The organism is Streptomyces sp. So13.3, from assembly GCF_005860785.2.
GTDB lineage: Bacteria > Actinomycetota > Actinomycetes > Streptomycetales > Streptomycetaceae > Actinacidiphila > Actinacidiphila fildesensis.
Map to the genome: position 1 here is coordinate 6,273,057 of NZ_CP048835.1, position 21,686 is coordinate 6,294,742.

At 74.2% G+C, this 21,686-nt stretch carries 15 protein-coding genes; 6 read left to right on the forward strand and 9 right to left on the reverse strand.

Annotated features, from left to right (window positions below):
• Positions 1-186 precede the first annotated feature (186 nt).
• Both C8250_RS28380 and C8250_RS28385 read left to right on the forward strand, forming a co-directional pair.
• Positions 187-3,036, forward strand: a complete 2,850-nt coding sequence (locus tag C8250_RS28380) for a LuxR family transcriptional regulator (protein WP_138350852.1) — start codon at positions 187-189, stop codon at positions 3,034-3,036.
• Positions 3,037-3,115: 79 nt separating this feature from the next.
• Positions 3,116-3,337, forward strand: coding sequence for an MbtH family protein (locus tag C8250_RS28385; protein WP_138350851.1), 222 nt, complete (start codon positions 3,116-3,118; stop codon positions 3,335-3,337).
• Here the strand turns inward: C8250_RS28385 and C8250_RS28390 are convergent.
• From C8250_RS28390 to C8250_RS28400, 3 genes are all read right to left on the reverse strand, one after another.
• Positions 3,302-4,219 (reverse strand): hypothetical protein, encoded by a 918-nt coding sequence (locus C8250_RS28390; protein ID WP_138350850.1) that lies wholly within the window; start codon positions 4,217-4,219, stop codon positions 3,302-3,304. The genes C8250_RS28385 and C8250_RS28390 overlap by 36 nt on opposite strands.
• The gene (locus C8250_RS28395; protein WP_138350849.1) at positions 4,220-4,981 is read right to left on the reverse strand and encodes an SAM-dependent methyltransferase; all 762 of its coding nucleotides are present in this window, start codon (positions 4,979-4,981) and stop codon (positions 4,220-4,222) included. It lies immediately after the preceding gene.
• Positions 4,982-5,129: 148 nt separating this feature from the next.
• Positions 5,130-5,372, reverse strand: a complete 243-nt coding sequence (locus C8250_RS28400; RefSeq protein ID WP_187145011.1) for a hypothetical protein — start codon at positions 5,370-5,372, stop codon at positions 5,130-5,132.
• A 292-nt stretch (positions 5,373-5,664) separates the two neighbouring features.
• On the opposite strand from C8250_RS28400, the gene C8250_RS28405 reads away from it, so the two are divergent.
• Entirely contained in the window at positions 5,665-6,618 is a 954-nt protein-coding gene (locus C8250_RS28405) for a polyprenyl synthetase family protein (RefSeq protein ID WP_244809414.1), read from the forward strand.
• Between the two features lie 26 nt (positions 6,619-6,644).
• Here the strand turns inward: C8250_RS28405 and C8250_RS28410 are convergent, their stop codons facing one another.
• The 5 genes from C8250_RS28410 to C8250_RS28430 all read right to left on the reverse strand — a co-directional run bounded on the left by C8250_RS28410 (position 6,645) and on the right by C8250_RS28430 (position 16,386).
• Positions 6,645-8,435 (reverse strand): AMP-binding protein, encoded by a 1,791-nt coding sequence (locus C8250_RS28410; RefSeq protein WP_138350847.1) that lies wholly within the window; start codon positions 8,433-8,435, stop codon positions 6,645-6,647.
• The gene (locus C8250_RS28415) at positions 8,426-10,690 is read right to left on the reverse strand and encodes a LuxR C-terminal-related transcriptional regulator (RefSeq protein ID WP_138350846.1); all 2,265 of its coding nucleotides are present in this window, start codon (positions 10,688-10,690) and stop codon (positions 8,426-8,428) included. Before C8250_RS28415 ends, C8250_RS28410 begins: the two co-directional genes overlap by 10 nt.
• A gap of 82 nt (positions 10,691-10,772) precedes the next feature.
• The gene (locus C8250_RS43730) at positions 10,773-13,541 is read right to left on the reverse strand and encodes an AfsR/SARP family transcriptional regulator (RefSeq protein WP_138350845.1); all 2,769 of its coding nucleotides are present in this window, start codon (positions 13,539-13,541) and stop codon (positions 10,773-10,775) included.
• 91 nt (positions 13,542-13,632) lie between these two features.
• Positions 13,633-14,634 (reverse strand): AfsA-related hotdog domain-containing protein, encoded by a 1,002-nt coding sequence (locus C8250_RS28425; protein ID WP_138350844.1) that lies wholly within the window; start codon positions 14,632-14,634, stop codon positions 13,633-13,635.
• A gap of 315 nt (positions 14,635-14,949) precedes the next feature.
• Complete coding sequence (locus tag C8250_RS28430; RefSeq protein WP_138350843.1) at positions 14,950-16,386, reverse strand: AAA family ATPase; 1,437 nt, start codon at positions 16,384-16,386, stop codon at positions 14,950-14,952.
• Between the two features lie 246 nt (positions 16,387-16,632).
• Here C8250_RS28430 and C8250_RS28435 point away from each other — a divergent pair, with 246 nt between their 5' ends.
• Positions 16,633-18,000 carry an MFS transporter gene (locus C8250_RS28435; RefSeq protein WP_138350842.1) on the forward strand — a complete coding sequence of 456 codons (1,368 nt, stop codon included), beginning with the start codon at positions 16,633-16,635 and terminating at the stop codon, positions 17,998-18,000.
• Positions 18,001-18,027: 27 nt separating this feature from the next.
• Here C8250_RS28435 and hypE read toward each other — a convergent pair whose 3' ends face one another.
• Positions 18,028-19,035, reverse strand: coding sequence for a hydrogenase expression/formation protein HypE (gene hypE, locus C8250_RS28440; protein ID WP_138350841.1), 1,008 nt, complete (start codon positions 19,033-19,035; stop codon positions 18,028-18,030).
• 228 nt (positions 19,036-19,263) lie between these two features.
• Between hypE and C8250_RS28445 the strand changes: the two genes are divergently transcribed.
• On the forward strand, positions 19,264-20,787 hold the full coding sequence (locus C8250_RS28445; RefSeq protein ID WP_138350840.1) for an amidase: 1,524 nt from the start codon (positions 19,264-19,266) through the stop codon (positions 20,785-20,787).
• A gap of 8 nt (positions 20,788-20,795) precedes the next feature.
• Positions 20,796-21,566: an alpha/beta fold hydrolase gene (locus C8250_RS28450; RefSeq protein WP_138350839.1), complete on the forward strand. Its 771-nt coding sequence runs from the start codon at positions 20,796-20,798 to the stop codon at positions 21,564-21,566.
• Positions 21,567-21,686 lie beyond the last annotated feature (120 nt).

A 21,686-nucleotide genomic window follows, 5' to 3' on the forward strand; every position in this document is an offset into this window, starting at 1 on the left:
ACTGCAGGGCAACTTCCGGCCACCGTGGGGCGCGAGTTCCCTGCCTACACTGGATTCCTGATTCAACGGGGAGAATCCTCCGTTTCAATTCGCCAGTGCCAATGCGCTTCCCCTGGGGAAAAAGGCCGGTTATTCCGGCCGGTGGGAGCGCGGACCGCACTGGATTACGGGGACAGTGGGGCGAAGATGGTGCTGATCGACCGTGAGGCGGAACTGGCGCTACTGGATACGGCCTTGGCCGGATGTATGGCAGGACATGCCCGGATCGTGCTGGTGGAAGGCGCGGTCGGCTGCGGGAAGAGCGAACTCGCCGACACCGTCGCCGAGTCGGCCGAGAAGGCCGGTGCCGTCGTGCTGCGCGCGATGGGATCCGCGGCGGAACGGGCCCTGCCACTGGCTGTACTGGGGCAGCTCGTCAACAGCGCGCCGCCCGGGACACTGCCGGAACCGGCGCAGAACCAGGGCCCGTCGAGGATCGAGGCCATGCAGGCGTTCAGCGACGCCGTCCATGACCTCAGTACGCGGACGCCGGTGGTGATCTGCGTCGACGACCTGCATCTGGTGGACGACCTGTCCTGCCGTTATCTGCTGCAGCTGGCCCGCAGGGCCCGCAACGCCAGGATCCTGCTGGTGCTGACCGAACCGGTGCACGAGCGCAGCGACGACCCGGTGTTCGGCACGGAGCTGCTGCGGCAGCCCAACTTCACCCGGGTCCGTCTGGAGCGGCTCGGCCGGTACGCCGTCGCCGAGGTGCTCGCCCAGGGACTCGACGGGCAGCCGGACACGGCGGGGGACGAGCGGCTCGCCGACCACGCCGGCCACTTCTGGACCGTCAGCGGCGGCAACCCGCTGCTGCTGCGCGCGCTTGTCGAGGAGTACCGGGTCGCCCGGCGCAACTCCCCGGCGGGCGCGATCCCGGAGCCGGAAGCGGGCGGCGCGTTCACCCAGGCGGTACTGGCGTGCCTGTACCGCTGCGGGCCGCGGACCACCCAGCTGGCCGAGGCGCTGGCCGTCCTGGGCAGGACCGGCACCGCGGAACTGGCCGCGCAACTGCTGGGCATCACCCCTCCCGCGGCGGTCCAGGGGGTCGCCGCGCTGAACGCCGCCGGGATCCTGGAGAGCTTCCGCTTCCGGCACCCCGCGGTGCGCCGCTCGCTCCTCGACCGGATGGATCCGGCCGCCCGCACCGGACTGCACCGGCGGGCCGCCCGGCTCGCGCACCAGTACGGCATGCCCGCGTCGGCCGTCGCCGGCCAGCTGCTCGCCGCCCAGCACGCGGACGAGGACTGGGCCGTGCCGGTCCTGCGGGCGGCGGCCGAGCAGCTGCTCGCCGACGGCAAGGCCGTACCGGCCGCCGCCTGCCTGGAGCTGGCGTACCAGGGGTGCACCGACGACGAGCAGCGCGCGGAGTTCCGCACCCGGCTGGCCGCCGTGACCTGGCGGACCAACCCGGGCGCCGCGGAACGGCACCTCGCCGAACCGCTGGACGCGCTGCGCGCCGACCGGCTCGCCCCCGCCCGGATGGGCCCGCTGGCCCGGCTGCTGGCCGCCCAGGGGCGGATCGACGAGGCCGGCGACGTACTCGCTCGGCTCGCGACCGCGACCGGTGACACGGGCCGCCGGCCCGACCCGCAGCACGGCACGGCACCGGTCTCGTCGCTGGGCTCGGCGCTCGGCAGCAGACCCGGCGGCCAGCTGCCGGGGCACCGGGACGATCCGCTGGACGGGCTGTCCGCCTTCCCGCGCTGGTCCGGCGGGCGGACCCGCGCCGCGGGCTCGCCGCCACCGTCCACCGCCGCGCACTCCAGCGTCAACGCCGCCACGGTGGCCGTCGCGCCGGCCGCCCTGTGGGCGATCCCGGACGGCGTGCAGGACGGCACGGCCGCCGAGGACGCCGAACTGTTCCTGCGCGGCACGACCCTCGCGGCCGCCACCGTGGAGCCGATCGTGCAGGCCCTGCGGGTCCTGCTGCACCTGGGCGGCGCGCAGCGGGCCGTGCACTGGAGCCAGGTCATCGGCGAGGAGGCCGCCCGCCGCGAAGCCCCGGGCTGGCAGGCGCTGTTCACCTCGCTGGGGGCCGAGGCCCTGCTGCGCCAGGGGGATCTGCAGGGCGCCGAGGAGCGGGCCGCGCATGCCCTCAAGCTGGTGCCGGAACGCGGCGGCAGCGTCTTCCTGTGCGGGGTGGCGGCGACACTGGTCCGCGCCCGTACCGCGATGGGCCACTACGACGCGGCCGCACGGGTGCTCAGCCAGCCGGTCCCCGAGGGCCTGGCCGGCAGCTTCCACGGGCTCGGCTATCTGCGCGCCCGCGGTCAGTACCACCTGGCGACCAGCCGCTACCACGCCGCGCTCGGCGACTTCCTGGACATCGGCCGGCGCACCAAGCGCTGGGGGCTGGACCGGCCGCTGCTGCTGCCGTGGCGCACCGACGCCGCCGAGGCGCTGCTGCAGCTCGGCGAGGCGCACCAGGCGGAGCGCTTCGTGACCGACCAGCTCGCCACCCGCGACGCCGCCAACCCATGGGTGTCCGGTATCTCGCTGCGGCTGCGCGCCGCGACGCGTGAGCCCAGGGAGCGGCAGATCCTGCTCGCCAAGTCCGTCGACGAGCTGCGCCGGTCGGGCGACCGCTACGAGCTGGCCCGGTCCATGGCCGAACTCGGCCAGGTGCTCAAGGAACTGGGCGAGCCCACCCGCGCCAACATGGTCAACCGGCGGGCCTGGCACCTGGCGCAGGAGTGCGGGGCCGAGGCGCTGCGCGAGAAGACCCTCCCGGGGCACAGCGCCGCGGGCGGGGTGCCGGAGGATCCGGCGCCGGTGGCGGCCTACGCGGACCTGGAGGCCAAGCTCAGCGACTCCGAGAAGCGGGTGGCGATGCTCGCGGTGCACGGGCACACCAACCGGGAGATCGCGATGAAGCTCTACATCACCGTCAGCACCGTCGAGCAGCACCTGACGCGGGTCTACCGCAAGCTCAGCATCAGCAGCCGGCAGGAGCTGCCGGTGGACCTTCAGCTCAGCGTCACCGAAATGGCGTGACCGCCGAACTCACGTGAGTCGCGCACTTGTTGGAAGTCCACAAACCGCAGCAACCCGTACCCAGGGAGAGGACGAGCAGTTGAGCACACCGTTCGAGGACCCGGACGCCACCTATCTGGCACTGGTCAACGACGAGGGCCAGTACTCCGTGTGGCCCGCCGCCAACGACGTGCCCGCCGGCTGGCGGATCGTCCTGGAGAAGAGCGGCCGGCAGGCCTGCCTGGACCACATCGAGGCGCACTGGACGGACATGCGGCCGGTGAGCCTACGCACCGCCATGAGCGGGCAGCCGGGCGAGTGACGCGCGGGCGTACACCACCTGGTAGCCCGGCAGGATGAACAGCGACTCACGGAACGACGTCGTCGACTCGGGCATCAACTCCGGTACGGAGTCGGGCTGTTCGTACATGAGTGCCCGCTCCAGCCGGAAGAAGTACAGATTGTGGGCGTCCACCCGGCGCTGGTAGGACCACCAGTCGCGGCACTCCTCGGGGCTGCCGCGCTCCCGCAGGTACGCGGCGACCAGCCGCTCCTCCAGGCAGTGCGCGAGCCGTTCCGACGCGAACTGCGACCGGACCGAGCGCCCCGGGCGGGCCCGTTCGTACAGGCAGTGGCCCAGCTCGTGGGCGATGCCGGCCAGGGCGTCGATCGTGGGGGCGTCCTGGCCCAGCACGATCGCCCGGCCGTTGTCGTCGTCCACCGTGCGGAACGGGGTGCCGGTCTCCTGGAGCGAGGACTCGGCCAGGATCCGCGTCACCTCCGGGCGCCGGTGCCGCAGCTCCGGCAGCCCGGCCAGGATCTCGGCGGCGGGCGCGTGGGTGGGGTGACGCAGGATGACGCTGTCGGCCGGGATGGGCAGCGGCAGTTCGGCGAGGAACGTCAGCATCGAGCGGCGCAGCGGCAGGACGTCCGCGTACTCGGGGCGCGCCATCACCTGCTGGACCTGCCGGTGGGTGCTGTCGATCAGCCGCCGCAGCCAAGGGGTTCCGCGGAGTCCGGCCAGGGCCGCCCGGCGGCCGCGCAGCACGCTCTCGATCAGCTCGCCGCGCCCCAGGACCGCCTCCTTCTGCAGCAGGCGGCGCTGGTCCCGGTACGCGGCCACGGCGGTGGCGTCGCCCGGGAAGACGGCATCGGCGGGTACGCGTGCGTCGGGTGCGTCAACCGCGGTGTTCCGGGGGCTCATTCACCAGGTGGCCGGCTCGGCCGGCTCGGAGCGGAACGGCGTCAGCAGGGCCAGGACGGCGCGGTCGACACGGTGCGGAACGGCGGCCGGGAGGTAGAGCGGGCTCGCGAAGGGGACGTTGGCGAGCAGTTCGCACAGCGAGCCGACCCGGCCCCATGCCACGGCGGAGGTGCCGTCCGCGGCCGGGCCCGCCTCGACCAGGCAGGCGGGGTGCTCGGCGGCGTAGGCCCGCAGCAGCAGCCGCTGGAGCAGTTCCGCCTGGTCCGCGCCGTCGACGTGGTAGACGAAGGTGTTGAACGCGGGGTTCGGCAGCTGCTGGAAGAGCAGCAGGCGATGGGCGTCGACGACCAGGGTGCCGCGTTCCAGCGGGTCGATCCCCAGGTTGTTGACGGTGGTGGTGAAGTGCGAGACGCCCGGCTCGACATGCAGGGTCAGCTCACCCGCGTCGGCCAGTCGCTGGAGCTGCTGGACGACCGTGACGCCGAGCCGTGGATCGCCGGGCAGCAGGACGGCGATATCGCCGTCGGACCGCGCCCGGTCCAGGATGCGGCCGAGCAGCCGGCCGAAGTCGTCGTGGTCGCGTACGCCGGCCAGGTACAGCGCGTGCAGCGATTCGGTGGGCCGGTCGGTCAGTTCGCGGACGTCGACGGCCGGGTCGACCAGGTGGAGCACCGCTTCGGCTTCCCGCAACTGGCGCAGTCCGGCGAGGGTGAGCTGCTCGATCCCCTGGACGCCGAGCCCGACGACCCTGATGCGATTCATCGCGGTTCCTTCCCGGTGGCGGTGCCGCGCTACGGCGGGGTGGTGCGGGTGCGGGTGCGGGTGCGGGTGCGCGGGGCGGTGCGTGCGCGCGGGGCGGTGCGTGTGCGCGGGGCGGTGCGGTCGTCAGGACCGCACCGCCCCGGCGGTGTCACGCGTCGCCGTTGTCCGCGTCGATGTCCTCGAGGATCTGCGCGAGGTCGGCCGGGACGACGCTCTGCAGGCGCGGGGTGTTGGCGTTGTTGTTGCCGTTGTTGTTCGAGTCGTTGTTGTTCATGTTGCTGTTGTTGTCCGCGAAGTTCGTGGTCGCGTTGTTGTTCACGTTCGCGTTGTTGTTGGAGCTGTTGTTGCTGTTGTTCGAGTCGTTGTTGTTGTTCGACGAGTTGTTGGACACGAGTCCTCCTGCAGCAGTGCTGTGGGTCGGGCGTGGTGCCCGGTCTGCCCGCGTCGAGCAGCACCCCCATGAACCGACACCGCGCTAAAGCCGGGTATGCGCGGGGTTTGTGCCGGACCACGGCGCCATGACAAGCGCATAGCAACCCCCTGCCGGGCGCTCCCGCGGATGGCAGGGAACGGGCTCTTCGGAAGCCGCCGCGCGGCCGTTTCGGCCGGCGGGCCGCCCACCGCCCTTGAGCGGCACCGACCGCCCCGGAAGGCTCGGAGCAGCCGATCCAGGGAGGCTCATCATGACCACGCATCCTCTGCCGCCGAAGACATCCGTCCCCGGGCAACTGCGTGCCGGACTGCTCGACCAGGTGGAGGAGCGGCTGCGCGGCCTGCTGGCCGGGGAGTTCGACCGCTGGCACGCGGTGAACCCGAGGGCGGCGAGCCTGGTCGGTTCGATCACCGAGCTGGTGCGGGCGGGCGGCGACCGGGTCCGCCCCGCCATCTGCGTCACCGGCTACCTTGCCGCGGGCGGCGACCCCACCTCGACCGCGATCGTCGACGCGGCGGCCGCGCTGGAACTGCTCGACACCTGCTTCCTCATCCGCAGCGACATCCGCGACAACGCCCCGCTGCGGCACGGCATCCCCACCCTGCACGTCAGCCACGCCGCCGAGCACGAGCGCAGCGGCTGGCGCGGTGAGTCCCGGCGCTTCGGCGAGGGCACCGCGGTGCTCGCGGGCGATCTGGCGCTCGCCTACGCGGACCGGCTCGCGTCCCGGCTGCTCGCCGCCGCGTGGCAGCTGTGGGACGAGCTGCGCACCGAGCGTGTCATCGGCGCCCACACCGACGCCGCCTGCGCGACCGAATACCTCGACGACCCGTGGCCGGGCCGCTGCATCGCGGGCTGCGCCAAGGGCTGCGGGGCGGGCTGGTACGCCCTGCACCACCCGCTGCAGCTCGGCGCCGCGCTGGCCGGCCGGCAGGACCTCGCCGCCTCGTACCGGGACTACGCCCGCCCGCTGCACGCCGCCTGGCGGCTGCGCGGCTTCCTGGAGGGCGGGCCCGGTTACGACTGGGACGCCCAGATGCTGCGCGAGGTGCTGCTCGGCACGGAGGAGCGGGACACGGCGGAGCGGATCATCTCCCAGCTCGTCGCCCGTGCCGACCGCGTCGTGGACGCCGCGCCGCTCGCCCCCGGCTGGCGCGACGAACTCGCCGCGTTCGCGATCCGGATCTCCGGCCTGTCGGAGTAACCCGGCCCCCGCACCATGAACCGGCCCTACGCGTCGGGCGCGGGGACCGGGACCGGGCGGGGCACGCCCGGCCGGATGCGGGCGAGCCAGCTGCGCAGGCCCTCCTTGCGCAGCTCGCCCCGGTCGTCCCTGGGCAGCGAACCGACCAGCTCCAGCCGGGTCGGCAGGAACGCGGCGGCGACGCCCCGGCCGGCCAGATGGTCCCGCAGTTCGACGAGGCCGGGCGGTTCCGCCTCGGTGGTGGGCACGACGACGGCGCACGGCATCTCGCCGTACTCCGGATCGACGTAGCCGACCACCGCGGCCTCGCGCACCCGGGGATGGGTGAGCAGCCGCTCCTCCAGCTCGGCCACCGGCACCAGGAAGATGCCGCCCAGCCGCTCACCGGCCCGCCGCATCACCTGGACGCCGCCGAGACCGTCGGCCTTGGCGAGGTCCCCGGTGTCGAGCCAGCCCTCGTCGCGGTCCCAGGTGATCAGCGGGGCCGGTCCGCCGCCGCGCTGCCACGTCGCCAGGCAGACGGAGGGACCGCGGACCCGGAGCTGGGACGTCCGCGCGTCGCCGACGCCCTCGGCGGGCACCACGGAGACCTCAAGACCCGGCAGCGGGCGCCCGTCGCTCTCGGCGTTGCGCTCGGCCGGGGTGTCGCCGCGGGTCACCGTGCCCATGCCCAGCTCCGGGGCGCCCCAGACGGTACGGACCGGGGCGCCCAGCGCCCCCGGCAGATCGGCGAGCAGCTGGGCCGGTGTGCTGGTGCGCCCGCCGGAGAGCAGCAGGCGCAGGGCGCCGAGCTCGCGGGGGCGGTGCTGCTGCGCGGTGAGCACCTCGGACCAGTAGACGGGCGCCGCGTACGCCTGGTTGACCCCGGCGGCGGCCATCAGGTCGAGGCAGCTGCCCGGATCCCAGACGTCCTGGTAGACCCCGGTGCCGCCGACCGCGAGCGGCCAGCAGACGCTGTAGAGCAGCGAGGCGAGGGAGGTGAGCGGCAGCGCCGAGTAGAAGACCTCGCCCGGCCGCCGGCCCGGTCCCGCAGGGTCCCGCTGGGTGCTGATGTTCGCGTACAGGGTGTTGGGGGTGTGCAGGGCGGCGGCGTAGGCGTCGCCCAGGCTCATGACGGTGATCATGAGGCTGATCCGGTCCGCCCGGTCGGAGCGCAGGCCCAACCGCCGTGCCCGCGGGCCGCGTTCGTGCGGGGTGCGCTGGAAGTACCCGGCGAAGTCGAGGGCTCCTGTCGCGGCGGCGTCACCGATCACCACGCGGTGCCGCAGCCAGGGCAGCGCCGGGGCGAGATCGGCGAGGGCCTGCGCGTGCGGGAAGCCCTCCCAGACGTCGGGCACCACACAGATCCGGGCCCGGCTGCCCTCCAGGATCCGCTCCAGGCCGTGCGCGCGCACGGTCGGCAGGACGGGAACGGCGAGCGCGCCCACCCGCAGACAGGCCAGGGTGAGCGCGGCGGCCTCCCACCAGCTCGGCAGCTGGAAGGCGACCGGATCGCCCGCGCCGATCCCGAGACGGTCGAGCGCGGCGGCGAACCGGTCGACGTACAGCGCGAGTTGTGCGTAGCTGACGGTGACCGTACGGCGGTCGGCGGGGCGGTGGATCCGCTGGGAGACGATCGCGGGCCGGCCGGGATCGGTGGCCGCGGTCCGGTACAGGTCGTACAGGAACGTCTCGTCCCGCCACCAGCCCTCGGCCCGGAACCGGGCCGCCACCTCCTCGGGCGGTGCGACGGCGGCCAGCAGCCCGGACAGGTGTCCGGTCGCCTGCTCCGCCGGGTCCGCGGCCGCCTCCGTACGCCCGTTCACGGTTACGGCCATCGGCCGACCGACCAGGCCACCTGCACCCGGGAGGTGCAGTTGAGCCGGCGCATCACCTGGCGGACGTGGTTGACCACCGTCCATTCGGAAATGCCGAGCTGACCGGCTATCTGCCGGTTGGTCAGACCCTCCGAGACGAGCATCGCGACCTGGACCTGGCGCGGGGTGAGCGGCTGGGCCGCCGGGCTCTCCTGCTCGGCGTGCGGGGCGGGCACGGCCGCCGCCAGCGCCTCCGCCACGGCCGCGCCGGGCGCCAGCCGCAGCCCCTCGGCCCACGCGGTGGCGAAGCCCGTCCAGTGCAGCCGCTCCCGCAGCCCGGCCAGCGCCTCCTCCAGCACCCCCCACCGCTCGTCGGGCACCTTGCCGCCGAAGCCGCGGCGCAGCGCGTCGGCGGCCGCGATCAGCCGGACGGCGCGCGGCTGCTGGCCGGGGGAGGCGCGGAGCAGCAGCAGGGCGAACGACTCCAGGGTGGCGGGGAGTTCGGTGCGCTCGCCGATCGAGTCGTACAGCCGCAGGCTCTCGCGCAACGCACGGTCCGCCGCGTCCAGGTCCCCGGCGTCCTCGGCGAAGGCCGCGGACTCGCGCAGCGCGGTCGCCAGTCCGCGCGGGTCGCGGATCCGCCGGTACGCGTCGAGCGCGCGGTCCAGCAGCTCCTTGCCCTTACGGGTCTCGCCCTGGACGCGCAGCGCCCCGGCCAGGGCGGTGCCGGCCTCGGCCGCGGGTCCCGCCGCGCCCAGCGACTCCAGGGTGGCCAGCGCGGGGCCGAGCGCCGCCTGCGCCCCGGACGGATCGCCCAGGAGCAGCAGCGCCCTGCCCATCCGCGCCGTCACCAGCGCGCCCTGCCGGCGGTCGCCGAGCCGCTTGCACAGCGCGAGCGCGCGGCGGTGCCGCCGTACCGCCATGTCCGGGTCGCCGAGCGCCGCGGTGAAGGTGCCCGACAGGTCGACGAGCCGGGCCCGCACCGGCTCCGGCAGCGTTCCGCCGCCGTCACCCGGCCCGTCCTCGGCGAGGCCGTCGCACCAGTCGAGGCCCTCGCGCAGCCGCCCCTGGACGAGCCACGGCTGCCGGCACGCGGTGACCACCGCCGCGACGGCCTCCCGGTCGCCCCGGGCGCGCAGCCGGCGCAGCGCCGCGCTGATGTTGCCGCTCTCCGCGGCCAGGACCCCGAGCCACTTCTCCTGTTCGGTGCCGGCCAGCCGCGGTTCGGTGGCCGTCACCAGCCGCTGGTACTCGCTCGCGTGCCGGTCCAGCGCCGCGTCGGTGCCGCCCGCCTGCTCCAGTTCGGTGAGCAGGAACGACCGCACCGGCTCGGGGACGGCGAACCGGGGCTCGCCCCGCTCCTGGTCGACGACGGTCAGCAGGTTCTTGTCGATCAGCGTCTCCAGCACGTCCTCGGCGCCCACCCGGACCAGCATCGCCAGTCCGAATCCCCGCTCGAAGACGGCCAGCTGCTCCAGGTGCGCGCGCTGTCCGGGGTCCAGCTGCCGGCAGCTCCATCGCGCGAGCGCCGTCAGCGACCGGTGCCGTTCCGGCGCGTCCAGCGGGCCGCCGGCCAGGATCGTGGTCCGGTGCCGCAGCCGGGTGAGCAGGACGTGCGGCGGGAACAGCCGCAGCCGCCCGGCGGCCAGCTCGACGGCGAGCGGCAGCCCCTCCAGCAGAGCGCAGATCTCCGCGACGGCCGCGACGTTCTCCGCCGTCAGCGCGAAGCCGGGGTCGGCGTCCCGGGCCCGCCGGATGAACAGCGCGACCGACGGAACGTCCTGGACCTCCTGCACATCGGGTTCCGCCGCTGCGGCCGTCTCCGGCACCGGCAGCGGTGCGACGGGCAGCAGCCGCTCCCCGTAGACGCGCAGCGGCTCCTGGCCGGTGGCCAGCACCACCAAGTGATCGTTGGACGCGATGAGTTCGCCGATCCCGGCGACCGGGGGGACGTCCGGCTGGTCGCAGCCGTCGAGGACGAGCAGCACGTGCCCGTCCGGCACCCGGTCGGGCAGCGCCTCCCGCGCCAGGTCCACGCACCGCACCTCGTCGAAGAAGTCCGCCGCCCCGGCGGCGGCCTCCGCCGCGAGCCGGCTCTTCCCGACCCCGGCGGGCCCCGTCAGGGTCAGCAGCCGCACCGACGGATCCCGCAACCGCCCGGCCAGTACGACCGTTTCCGTCTCCCGCCCGACCAGACTCCGGCGCGGTCCGAACCGTTCAGGACCTGCCTGCGGGCGGTCGTGCCGCCGTTCCCGTTCCTGCTGCGATACCGGCATCGTTCCCCCTGCCCTCATAGGACGCGGTCATGGTCGGCCCCTCGGCCAAAGCAGTACTAAAACCTGGCGCCGGGCGTGTGGATCAGGCGGTAAGGGCCGCAAGACGGCCGGGCGCCGGGAGCGGCGACCGGCGTGGCGCCGGGGCCCGCAGCCGCCAGATGCCGGGGCGTACTTCGAGGTCGGTGGGCTTGCCTGCGGCCGGTGCCGGGTCACGCAACGCCCGCAGCGCGCGGCGGGCGTACGCCTCCAGCCGGCGGTCCTTGAGCGCCGTGGCGAGGTCCAGGCACTGGGTGAACCGGGCCCGGGCCGCTTCCGGGCCCTCCGCCTCCAGGGCGAGCAGGGCCAGTGCGCGCAGCGCGTCGTACCGGCCGCGGGCCCGGGCCGGGGCGGCGAGGGCGGCCAGGGCCGGTTCGAGCAGGGCGGCGGCCGCGGACGTGTCGCCGTTGTCCAGGTGGAGGTCGGCGAGGCCGACCAGGGCGCGGCCGTACTCGTACGGGTCGTCGCAGAGTTCCGCGGTGTCCCGGGCCCGCGTGTACAGGTCGGCGGCTTCGGCGAGCCGCCGGTTCTGCCAGGCGAGGTCACCCAGCGAACGCAGCATCCGGGCCTCGCCCGCCCGGTCGCCGCTCTGCCGGGCGGCGTCGAGCGCGAAGGTGTGGGTGGCCTGCCAGTCGGCCCAGGAGGCGTGCGCCTCCAGATAACCGGTCATGGCGTCGACGAGACGCAGCGCGGCGGACCACAGCCCGGCGGCGTGCGCCGCGCGGACCGCGTGCACCAGGGCCGGCTGCTCCTGGGCGAACCATTCCTGCGGGTGGTCGGTGACCGGACCGGGGACAGCCACCGGTCCGGTCACCGGTCGCGGGGTGAGCGCCGCGTCGGCGCGCTCGGCGGCCTGCGTGTACGCCTCGCACATCCGCTCGGTGGCGGCGCGTGCCGACTCCGGGGTCTCCTCGGCGGCGAGGAGTTCGGTGGCGAGGATCCGCAGCAGCTCATGGAAGTGGTAGCGGCCCTGGCGGAGCCCGTCGTGCACGGACGCCTCCAACAGCCGCCCGTCGACCAGGTTCTCGACGATCCGGCCGGCCTCGCCCTCCTCCAGACCGAGGACGGCGGCCGCCGCCCACAGCCCGAACGGTCCTGCGGGCAGCAGCCCCAGGAGACGGAACGCGCGCTGCGCGGCGGGGGAGGAGTCCAGATAGGCGACCATCAGGGTGCCGCGCACGTCTAGATCGCCGAGCTGGAGCTCGGTCAGCCGGGAGCGTTCGTCGCGCAGCCGGGCGGAGAGCGAACCGGCGGTCCAGTGCGGCCGGGCGCGCAACTGGGCGGCCGCGATGTGCACGGCGAGCGGCAGATGGCCGCAGAGCTCCACGATCTCGGCCGCCGCAGCGGGCTCAGCGGCCGCCGGGCCGGGCCCCGCCAGCGCGTCGAAGAGCCGCAGCGACTCCTCGGGGCCGAGGGCGTCCAGTACCACCGGGCGGACGCCGCCGAGTCCGGCGGGCAGCCGGCGGCCGGTGATGAGAGCGGTGGAGCCCGCGGTGGCGGGCAGCAGCGGGCGCAGCTGCGCCTCGGAGGTGGCGTTGTCCAGGACCAGCAGGATCCGGCGGTCGGTGAGCAGATGGCGCAGCGCGTCCTGGAGGTCCTGCGCCTCGGCGGGCAGGGTGACCTGCGTTCCCGCGCGGCGCAGCAGCCGGGCCATCGCGTCCGCCGCGCCGAGCGGCCGTCCGGGGTCGGGTTCCAGGTCGAGGAAGATCCGGCCGTCGGGGAAGGCGTCGGCGCTGCGGTGCGCGGCCTCGACGGCCAGCGCGGTCTTGCCGACGCCGGGCTTGCCGGTGAGGGCGACGCTGGTCCCGGCCGGGGCGTCCCGCAGCAGCCGCTCCACCTCGGCGAGCACCGCATCGCGGCCGGTGAACGCGCCGTCCGCGGCGGGCAGCGAGGTGACGGCCTGGAACGCGGGCCGTTCGGGAAGGCTCTGCGCCGGCCCGTCCGCAGCACCGGATCCGGACCCGGTCGCCGTTCCGACGACGACTGCGCCGCCGTTGCCACCGTTGGAGCCCGAGCTCAGCAGAGCCGCGTCCCCGGCCAGAATGCGCCGGTGCAGCCGCTGGAGCCGGGGGCCGGGCTCGATGGCCAGCTCGTCGACGAGGGTGCGGCGCACCCGTCCGAACGTACGCAGCGCCTCCGCCTGCCGGCCGGTCCGGTACAGCGCCACCATCAGATGGGCGTGGAACTCCTCGCGCAGTGGGTGCTCCGAGGCCAGGGACTGCAGTTCGGCGATGAGCCCGCGGTGCCGGCCGAGCTGGAGGTCCGCGCGGATCCGCTGGTCGAGCGCCGTCATCCGGGCCTCGGTCAGCCGGACCGCCGCACCGCCCAGCAGCGGGCCGTGCGGGGTGTCCGAGAGCAGCGGTCCGCGCCACAGCGCGATGGCCCGCTGCTGCAGTTCCGCGGCGGACGCGTAGTCCTCCGTCTCCAGGGCCTTGCGTCCGCGGGCGTGCAGCTCCTCGAACGTGGTCATGTCGAGCCGGTCGGGCTCCAGCCGCAGCAGATAGCCGGGCGGGCGGGTCAGCAGGGTGTCGCGGCCGTGCTCGGGGTCCGCGGAGTGCAGCAGCTTGCGCAGCTGGGAGACGTAGACCTGCAGGGTCGTGGTGGCGGTGCGCGGCGGGTTGTCCTGCCACAGCTCGTCGATCAGGCTCTCGACCGACACCACCTCGTTCGCCCGCACCAGCAGGGCGGCCAGCACGACGCGCAGCTTGGCGGCGCGCGGTGTGTAGGAGACGGCGGGCGTGGCGGCGCCGTCGGGGCCGGCCTCCGGCCCGTCGTCCCCACCGATCTCCATCGGGCCCAGAATCCAGAATCTCATCGCGTTACCCCCGTCCCGCTCTGCGTTCCCGCGTGCAAGGTTTGTGCAAGGCCTGCTGTCGTACGTACAAGGACCGGTCGGTGGCGCCGGGTCAGAAGTCCTGGACCACGGTGGTCCTGGCCTCCGCCACGGCACGCCGCCGCTGCGTCACCGTCAGCGTCACGGGCACGGCCGGCCGGCCGTACTCGTCCCGGCCGAGCGCCCCCGGCACCGCCGTGCAGCGCAACGGCAGTTCGGGCTCCGCGTAGCTGCGGAAGTGCACCTCGGACGAGGTCGGCGTGCTGCGTGCGGGGGCGAGCCCGAAGGCCCGGCCGGCCGCCAGCAGCGAGGTCTGGCGCAACGACTCCAGCAGATGCGTCCCCGACAGGTGGCCGCCCTCGGGGGCGAAGACCGGATTCGGGTTGTCGGTCAGCACCCACGTCGTGAGCCGGCCGCGCGAGGACTCCGACGGCTCGCTGACCACGACGTTCGAGACCGCGGAGCGGCCGACCTCGGCTGGGTCCACCGGCCGCAGCGCCCCGTCCGGGGCATCGTCCAGCTCCGGTGCGGCGCGCAGCGCCTGGCGGTTGTGGGCCAGGTGGTTGCGGTGCAGCTGCGGCATCAGGAAGACCAGCCCCGCCGTGCCGGTGCAGCACGGCATGTCGTTGATCTTCACGTCGATCTGGAAGTCGAGGCCGCGCGGTACGCCGTTCATCGCGTTCGCGGGCTTCGCGGTGATGCCCGTCGTCATCCTCGCCGTGCCCGAGTCCGTCGCGTTGGCCCAGTCGGTGCGCCAGGCGCGCAGCTCGGTGAGGTGCAGGTTGAAGCCGAAGAAGAGCCCCGGCCGGTCCTGCGGCACCCCGAAGTAGCGGTGGCCGACGAACTCGCCGATCTCCCGGATCGTCTCCGTGACGATCTGCGCGTCATGGAAGTGGCCGGGACCGTCGTTGAACAGCGGATGCGCCCGCGGCAGCTCACCGGCCAGCACGAAGTGTTCCTCCCCGACGCTCGGGGCATCCAGCAGGTAGTGGTCCCACGACGGCGGGCAGTGGATGAGGTGGCGGGTGCCGTTGCCGAGTGCCAGTTCAGCGGTGGCCGCGCTTTTTACTGTCATGGCGTCTCCTTGGTCCGGCGTCTTCCCCGCGGATGCGGCGTCGGGAGTCTCCTCGTCCAAGGTTCCGGAGCCAGGGGGGTCCGGGCCAGCTGAGAGCGGTGGCAGCAAGCTGCACGGCCGGAACTCCGCCCCGTTGATCCTCCGGTGAGGCTTTAGCGAAGCCCATGAGGTCAGGCGCACGCTCGTACCGCTGCCCCCGCTCCCTTACTCCCCCGCATGGGAGCCCTGGGCAACCCGCGAGCCCCGCCCCCGGGTCTTCCCCCGGACCCCTGGGCGGGGCCTTCGCCATACCCGGGCGCCTCGGGCCCCTCGCTCCTAGAGGTGACGGCCGCCGCGCCCCACCAGATGGGCGACCTGCGTACGGGACACGACACCCAGCTTCTTGAAGATCCGGCTCAGATACGTCTCCACGGTCTTGGGGCTGAGCTGCATCCGCCCCGCGATCTGCTGATTGGTGAAGCCCGCGCTGACGAGCACGGCGACCTGGACCTCACGGCGGCTCAGTGACGCCAGCTCGACGGCGCCGGGCCCGTCCGGCAGGTCGGCCGTCAGGTCCTCCGCGTCCATCGCGTCCGTCATCGCGGACAGCGGCATCGGCTTGCGGGCGGGTGCGGCGGTCACCTGAGTGCTTCCCTGCGCTGTTCCCTGCGTCGATCCCTGCGCGGTGGCCCGCAGCGCCCGGCCCTGCGCGCCGTAGCGCCAGCCGGCGTCGGTGGCGCGCAGGACGAGGCCCGCGACGGCCGGGTGCCGGAAGCGGAAGCGGCGCAGATGGCCGTCGGGCCGGATGAGGCCCTCGCTCTGCAGATCGTCGAGCCCGCCGAGCACCCGTTCCAGCGGCAGTTCCGCCACCTCGGCGACGGTGCCGGGCGTGAACGGGTCGCCGAGCAGGGCGGCGGCGCAGGCGGTCCGCCAGGCCACCGGGGACAGCGCGCGGAAGTCCACGGAAGCGGCGTCCGGATTGACCGGCAGCCGGCCCGCGTCCCGCAGGGCGTGCAGCAGCCCCGGTACCCCGGCCGCGTCGCGCAGCAGCAACTGGCGCCGGATCGGGTCGAGTCCGGGCGGCAGCAGCGCGGCGGCGTCCCGCTCGGGGAGCGGGGCGACGTCCAGGTGTCGCCAGGACGGCGTGGCGCCGTGCGCCCGCAGGGTACGCAGCGATGAGAGATGGCGCGCGGTGGGGGAGTCGCGGTAGGCGAGCGCGATGAGCACCGGTGCCTGCGGCGGATGCCGGACCAGGTGGTCCAGGAGCTGCAGCGACAGCGGATCGGCCCGGTGCACGTCGTCGAGGACCAGCAGCAGTCCGTTCGCCTCCGCCGCCCGTCCGATCAGGGCGCGCATCGCGCGGATCAGCCAGTACGCGTCCGGGTCGGCCGGGGCCGGCCCGGACGGCTCCTGGCGCCCCGCGGCCAGCGCGGGAAAGACCCCGGCGAGCCGGTCCGCCTCCCCGGGGCCCAGCCGTTCGGCCAGGTCGGGGCCGATGCGCGCCAGCTGGTCGTCGAGCGCGTCGACGAACACCTCGAACGGCACGGGTCCGCCGAGCCGTCCGGCCCGGCCCGCGGCCACTGTCCAGCCGCCGTCGTGCGCCGCGGCGATCAGCTCCGCCAGCAGCCGGGACTTGCCGACCCATGGCTCACCGGCCAGCGAGACGATCCGCGCCGACGTCCGGGCGAGCCGCAACGACTCCTCCAGGACCAGCAGTTCCTTGTGACGGCCGACCGGTGCGGAGCCGGTGGCCTGCGACAGGGCGGTCTCCACAGGCGGCACGTTGTCCTCGCTGTCCTCGGTGATTCCAGGGTCCCGGTGATCTCGGCGGCACTCGCAGCGTGCCCGCCCCCGGGGGACCCGGCCAAGAGCGTTCCCCTGTCCGGAAGCTGCACGACAGGAAGTGCCATGTGGGGGAATTCCCCGACTTCCGCCAAGGCTGCCCGTTGGTCAGGCTCGGGGGCAAGTGGGCCTGGCGGCATCCCGCCACGTCCCCGACCGATGTCGGAGGAGCACGTCATGACGGCCGTCGAACCCGAACAAGCTGTCCTGCCGGCGCGGCCCCGACCGCAGGCCGCGCCCGCCGTCCCGGGCGCGCGCCTGCGCTTCGGCTACGCCTCCGGCTCGCTGGTCACCGGCACGTTCAACACCCTGCCGGGCCTTCTGCTGCTGCCCTATCTGACCGACACCCTCGGTATCGGGGCCGCCCTGGCCGGCACGGTCGTGCTGCTCCCCAAGGTGTGGGACGCGGTACTCAACCCGCTGGTCGGCCGGGCGAGCGACCGCACCCGGACGCGCTGGGGCGCGCGCCGGCCGTATGTGCTGCTCGGCGGTCTCGCCGCGGCCCTGACGTTCGCGCTCATGTTCTCGGGCGTGGCGGCCGGTACGGCGGGCGCCTGGTTCACCGGCGCCGGATTCCTGCTCTCCGCGACGGCCTTCGCGTTCTTCCAGGTGCCGTACGCGGCCATGCCCGCCGAGATCACCACCCGGCGCCAGGACCAACTGCGGTTGGTCGGCGGTCGGGTGGCCGTCATCGGTATCGCCGCGCTGATCGCCGGCGCCGCGGGACCCGCCATCGCGGACGCGGGCGGCGGGGGCATTCCCGGACACCGCTGGGTCGGCCTGTTCGGCGCGCTCGTCATCACCGCCGGAGCGGTCGGCGCCTTCCTCGGCACGGCCGGAACCCGCGGTGACCGGGTCCTGGAGAGCGAGCCGAGCCTGCGCCACCAGTTCGCCGTGGCCCGCGCCAACGCCCCGTTCATGGCGCTGCTGCGCTGCGGCGTCGTCCAGTCCCTCGCGACCGGCTTCATGCTCGTCGGAGCCCCGTACTTCACCGACCACGTGCTGCACGATTCGGACGCCACCGGGCTGGTCGTCGGCGCCTTCGTCCTGCCGAACCTGCTCACCGTCAACCTCTGGTCGCGGCTCGGCTCCCGTAGCGGCAACCGCCAGGGATACGCCACCGCCTGCGGGCTCTTCATCGCCGGCTGCCTGCTGCTGCTCGCCTCGCCGGACCTGCCCGTCGCCGTGGTCGCCGTCGCCATCGCCGTGACCGGCACCGGGCACGCCGGCCAGCTGCTCTTCCTGTACGCGATGCTCACCGACCGCACCACCCACGACACCGAACGCACCGGCCGCCGCCAGGCCGGTGTCTTCTCCGGCGTCTTCACCACCGGCGAGATGCTCGGCCTCGCCCTGGCGCCCTTCCTCTACGGGCTGGTCCTGCAGATCTTCGGCTATGCCTCGTCCACCGACGGCGAGTCCGCCCAGCAGAGCTCCACGGCCGAACTGGGCGTGCTGCTCGGCTTCACCCTGCTGCCGGTCCTCGCGACCGCCGCCGCCCTGACGCTGCTGCGCGGCTACGACCGGCTGGTCGCGGCGGCCTGAGGGGTTCCGCCGCGCGGGGCGCGGCCGTCAGCGCAGCCGCGGTGGTTCCGCGCTGCCCGGCGGCACCCCGGCGGGCAGCCGGTGGACCGGCCCGTCGGGGGAGCGGAGCTCAACGGCCCCGGCGGTGTCGTCGGTGACCGTGCCGACGATGGCGGCCTGGCGGCCGTACGGGTGGGAGCGGAGCGCGGCGAGGACCGCGTCGGCCGCCGCCGGTGGCGCGAACAGGCACATCGAGCCGGCGTTCGCGGTGTGCAGCGGTGCCAGGCCCAGCAGTTCGAAGGCGGGCCGCGCCTCGTACTGGACGGGAAGCGCCCCCTCGTCGATCCGCAGCGTGAGCCCGCGGGCCGTCGCGCAGGTGCGCAGCGTCGCGGCGAGTCCGCCCGAGGTGATCGGTGCGGCGGCCCGGACCGCGCCCGGCGGCAGCCCGTTCAGCAGGGACGTCAACGGAGCGCAGTCGCTGGGCACATGGTGTTCGAAGCCGAGTCCGGCCCGCAGCGACAGCAGATGGACGGCGTGGTTGCCGAGCGGCGCGGTCACCAGGACGCGGTCGCCGGGCCGTACCGCGCCCAGCGACAGCGGCGGACGGCGGTGGACCCCGATGCCGGTGGCGGTGAGGAACAGCTGGTCGGCGTCGCCCGCACGCACCACCCGGGTGTCGACGGCGGCGATGGCGATCCCCGCCTCATGGGCGGTGTCGCGGATGGACTCCGTGATGCGGTGCAGGAGTTGCAGCGGTGTCCCGGCCTCGACGATCAGCCCGAGCGTGAGGGCGTACGGGTCGGCTCCGGTCGCGATGAGCGCGTTGACGGTGCCGGCCACCGCGAGCCGGCCGAGGTCGCCGTTGCCGAAGAACGGCGGGTCGACCACGTAGCTGCCGGTACGGACGGTGAGCGGCTCGCCGGACAGCGGCGGGAGCCCGCCGGGCGCGAGCCCCGGTCCGAGGACGTCCAGGACCAGAGCCGTCAACTGCCGTGGGCCGGTTCCGGAGTCGTCGGCGAGCGCGACCTGCCCGACCGGCCAGGAATTCACATCCATTATCAAGGAAGGCTCCCCCGTGAACCGGCCGAATAGGCCCTCAGAGCCCGGACGGGCACGGTCGCACCATGTTCCCCGTGGGCCCTTTCACGGTAGTCGGGGGAAGTTCTGACAGCAGGTCGACAGGGGGTGCTAGGGGGCAGGAAAGGGGGTCTGGACCACAATTCCCCTTACCTAGACTCGGAGTCCGAATTCAGCAGGGATCGGCCGAGGACAGGATGGACGGGAATGGCTGACGTCAGGACCCGGGTGGCAGAGGCGTTCGACCGGGCGGACCGGCTCGACCCGGTGCTCGGTACGTATCTCGGCCGGTTCACCGAACAGGCCGCCGCCACGGCGGAGCAACTGGACACCGCCGTGGCGGACGGTGCCGAGGCCGGGCCGCTGCACGGGCTGACGCTGGGCGTGAAGGATGTCTTCGCGACCCGTGAGGCGCCCGCGACCTGCCAGAGCCGGGTGCACGACGCGGACTGGTGGGCCGGGCGCGACGCCGTACCGGTCGCCCGGCTGCGGGCGGCGGGCGCGGTACCGCTGGGCCGCACCACCATGGCGGAGCACGCGCTGGGCCGGCCCGACCCGGCGCTGGACTTCCCCGTGCCGCGCAACCCGTGGGACCTCAACCGCTGGACGGGCGGCTCCAGCTGCGGCAGCGCCAACGGGCTGCCCGCCGAGCTGTTCGACGTCGGCCTCGGCACGGACAGCAACGGCAGCATCCGCATCCCGGCGGCGCTGTGCGGCGTCACCGGCTTCAAGCCCACCCACGGCCTGGTCCCCGACGGCGGCTGCCGCCCGCTGAGCCGCTCGCTGGATGTCGTCGGCCCGCTGGCCCGCAACGTCAGGGACTGCGCGAGCACCCTCGCGGTGCTGGCCGGGCGGCCGGACGCCACCGGCTGGCGGACCGACCTGCGCGGCGCCCGCATCGGCGTTCCGGCGAAGGCGCTCGAGGAGTCGGCGCAGCTGTCGGAGGACTGCGCGGCGGCGTTCGCCGGCGCCCTCGAAGAGCTGCGGGAAGCCGGCGCCGAGATCGTCACCGTGGAACTCCCCGAGGTGTACCCGCTGTTCGCGGCGCAGTTCATCACCCTCCTCGCGGAGGCGTTCGAGCTGCACGGCGCCGGGCTGCGCACCCGCTGGGCGGAGTACGGGCGGCCGTTCCGCCGGACCGCCGTCCTCGGCGGCCTCGTCGGCGCGCCCACCTATCTGCACGCACAGCGGGTCCGCGCCTCGGCCGCCGCGAGCCTGCGCGAACGCTTCGACGGCCTCGACGCGATGGCCACCCCGACCTGGCCGACCACCGCGCCCCGTTACGACGACCCCGCCGCGCTGGGCACCGTCTCCTGGCTGCCCGGCCTGTGGAGCGCCGTGGGCTTCCCGGCCGTCGCGGTCCCGATGGGCTTCGGCGGCGACGGCATGCCGCTGTCGCTGCAGCTCGCGGGCCTGCCGTGGAGCGACTTCGGGCTCGCGGCGCTCGCCGACGTCTACCAGTCGAACACCAACTGGCACCTGCGCCGCCCGGACCTCGCCGCCGGATCGCTGCCCGCCGCCGTCCCGGTCTCCGAACCGCAGGCGTCCCCGGGCGACCCGGAGAAGCAGCGGTGGCTCGCCGCCGCGCTGCGCGACACCGGAGTGGACGTCGACGACGCCGAGGTCGCGGAATTCACCGGGATGTGGGGGCTCACCTCGATGCTGTTCGGCTTCCTTCCCGAACTCCCGGTGGACCAGGGCCCGCTGACGCCCACCCTGCCCCCTCTGTGAGGAGAACCATGACCAGCACCGCCCCTACCACCAGCAATCAGTACATCCGGCGCTACCACACCGCCCTCGCGGGCACCCCGCGCCTGGTCTGCTTCCCGCACGCCGGCGGATCGGCGAGCTTCTACTTCCCGGTGTCGCAGGTGCTCGCCCCGGACATCGACGTACTGGTCGTGCAGTACCCGGGCCGGCAGGACCGGCGCAAGGAACCGCTCATCGACACCATCGCGGAGCTCGCCGACCGGGTCTTCGAGGACCTGCGGGAGTTCGCCGACGAACCGCTGACGTTCTTCGGCCACAGCATGGGCGCCACGGTGGCCTTCGAGGTCGCCCGGCGCATGGCGGACGCCGGCCTGCCCGCGCCCGCCCGGCTGATCGCCTCCGCCCGCCGCGCCCCGTCCCGTACCCGCGCCGACCGGGTGCACCAGAAGGACGACGAGGGCCTGATCACGGAGTTGCGCCGGCTCAGCGGAACCGATTCGCGGGTGCTGGGCAACGAGGAGATCATGCGGCTCGCCATCCCCTCGATCCGCAACGACTACAAGGCGGTCGAGACCTACCGCGCGGACGCCGGGGTGCGGATCGACTGCCCCGTCACGGTGTTCGTCGGCGACGACGATCCGACGACCACGCTCGCCGAGGCCGCTGCCTGGAGCGACCACACCACCGGCGCCTGCGAGCTCCAGGTGTTCCCCGGCGGCGGCCACTTCTACCTCGCCGACCGGCCGAAGGAAGTGCTCGACGCCATCACCCGGCGCATGGGCGTGGCCGTCGCGGGCTAGCGGCTGTCCGACCCCTGCGCTCGTGACGGTTAGGGGTGCGGCGGGCGTGCCTAGGGGGTCCGCCCGTCAGCACCTTTCGTCTAGCGTCATGCCAACGGAAGAATTCCTGGAATCGGCTGG

What these genes read in the sequence shown, in the direction of transcription:
- C8250_RS28380 (WP_138350852.1), top strand. Translation starts at nt 187, where the DNA reads ATGGTGCTGATCGACCGTGAGGCGGAACTGGCGCTACTGGATACGGCC.
- C8250_RS28390 (WP_138350850.1), bottom strand. Translation starts at nt 4,219, where the DNA reads ATGAGCCCCCGGAACACCGCGGTTGACGCACCCGACGCACGCGTACCC.
- C8250_RS28395 (WP_138350849.1), bottom strand. Translation starts at nt 4,981, where the DNA reads ATGAATCGCATCAGGGTCGTCGGGCTCGGCGTCCAGGGGATCGAGCAG.
- C8250_RS28405 (WP_244809414.1), top strand. Translation starts at nt 5,665, where the DNA reads ATGACCACGCATCCTCTGCCGCCGAAGACATCCGTCCCCGGGCAACTG.
- C8250_RS28410 (WP_138350847.1), bottom strand. Translation starts at nt 8,435, where the DNA reads ATGGCCGTAACCGTGAACGGGCGTACGGAGGCGGCCGCGGACCCGGCG.
- C8250_RS28415 (WP_138350846.1), bottom strand. Translation starts at nt 10,690, where the DNA reads ATGCCGGTATCGCAGCAGGAACGGGAACGGCGGCACGACCGCCCGCAG.
- C8250_RS43730 (WP_138350845.1), bottom strand. Translation starts at nt 13,541, where the DNA reads ATGAGATTCTGGATTCTGGGCCCGATGGAGATCGGTGGGGACGACGGG.
- C8250_RS28425 (WP_138350844.1), bottom strand. Translation starts at nt 14,634, where the DNA reads ATGACAGTAAAAAGCGCGGCCACCGCTGAACTGGCACTCGGCAACGGC.
- C8250_RS28435 (WP_138350842.1), top strand. Translation starts at nt 16,633, where the DNA reads ATGACGGCCGTCGAACCCGAACAAGCTGTCCTGCCGGCGCGGCCCCGA.
- hypE (WP_138350841.1), bottom strand. Translation starts at nt 19,035, where the DNA reads ATGGATGTGAATTCCTGGCCGGTCGGGCAGGTCGCGCTCGCCGACGAC.
- C8250_RS28445 (WP_138350840.1), top strand. Translation starts at nt 19,264, where the DNA reads ATGGCTGACGTCAGGACCCGGGTGGCAGAGGCGTTCGACCGGGCGGAC.
- C8250_RS28450 (WP_138350839.1), top strand. Translation starts at nt 20,796, where the DNA reads ATGACCAGCACCGCCCCTACCACCAGCAATCAGTACATCCGGCGCTAC.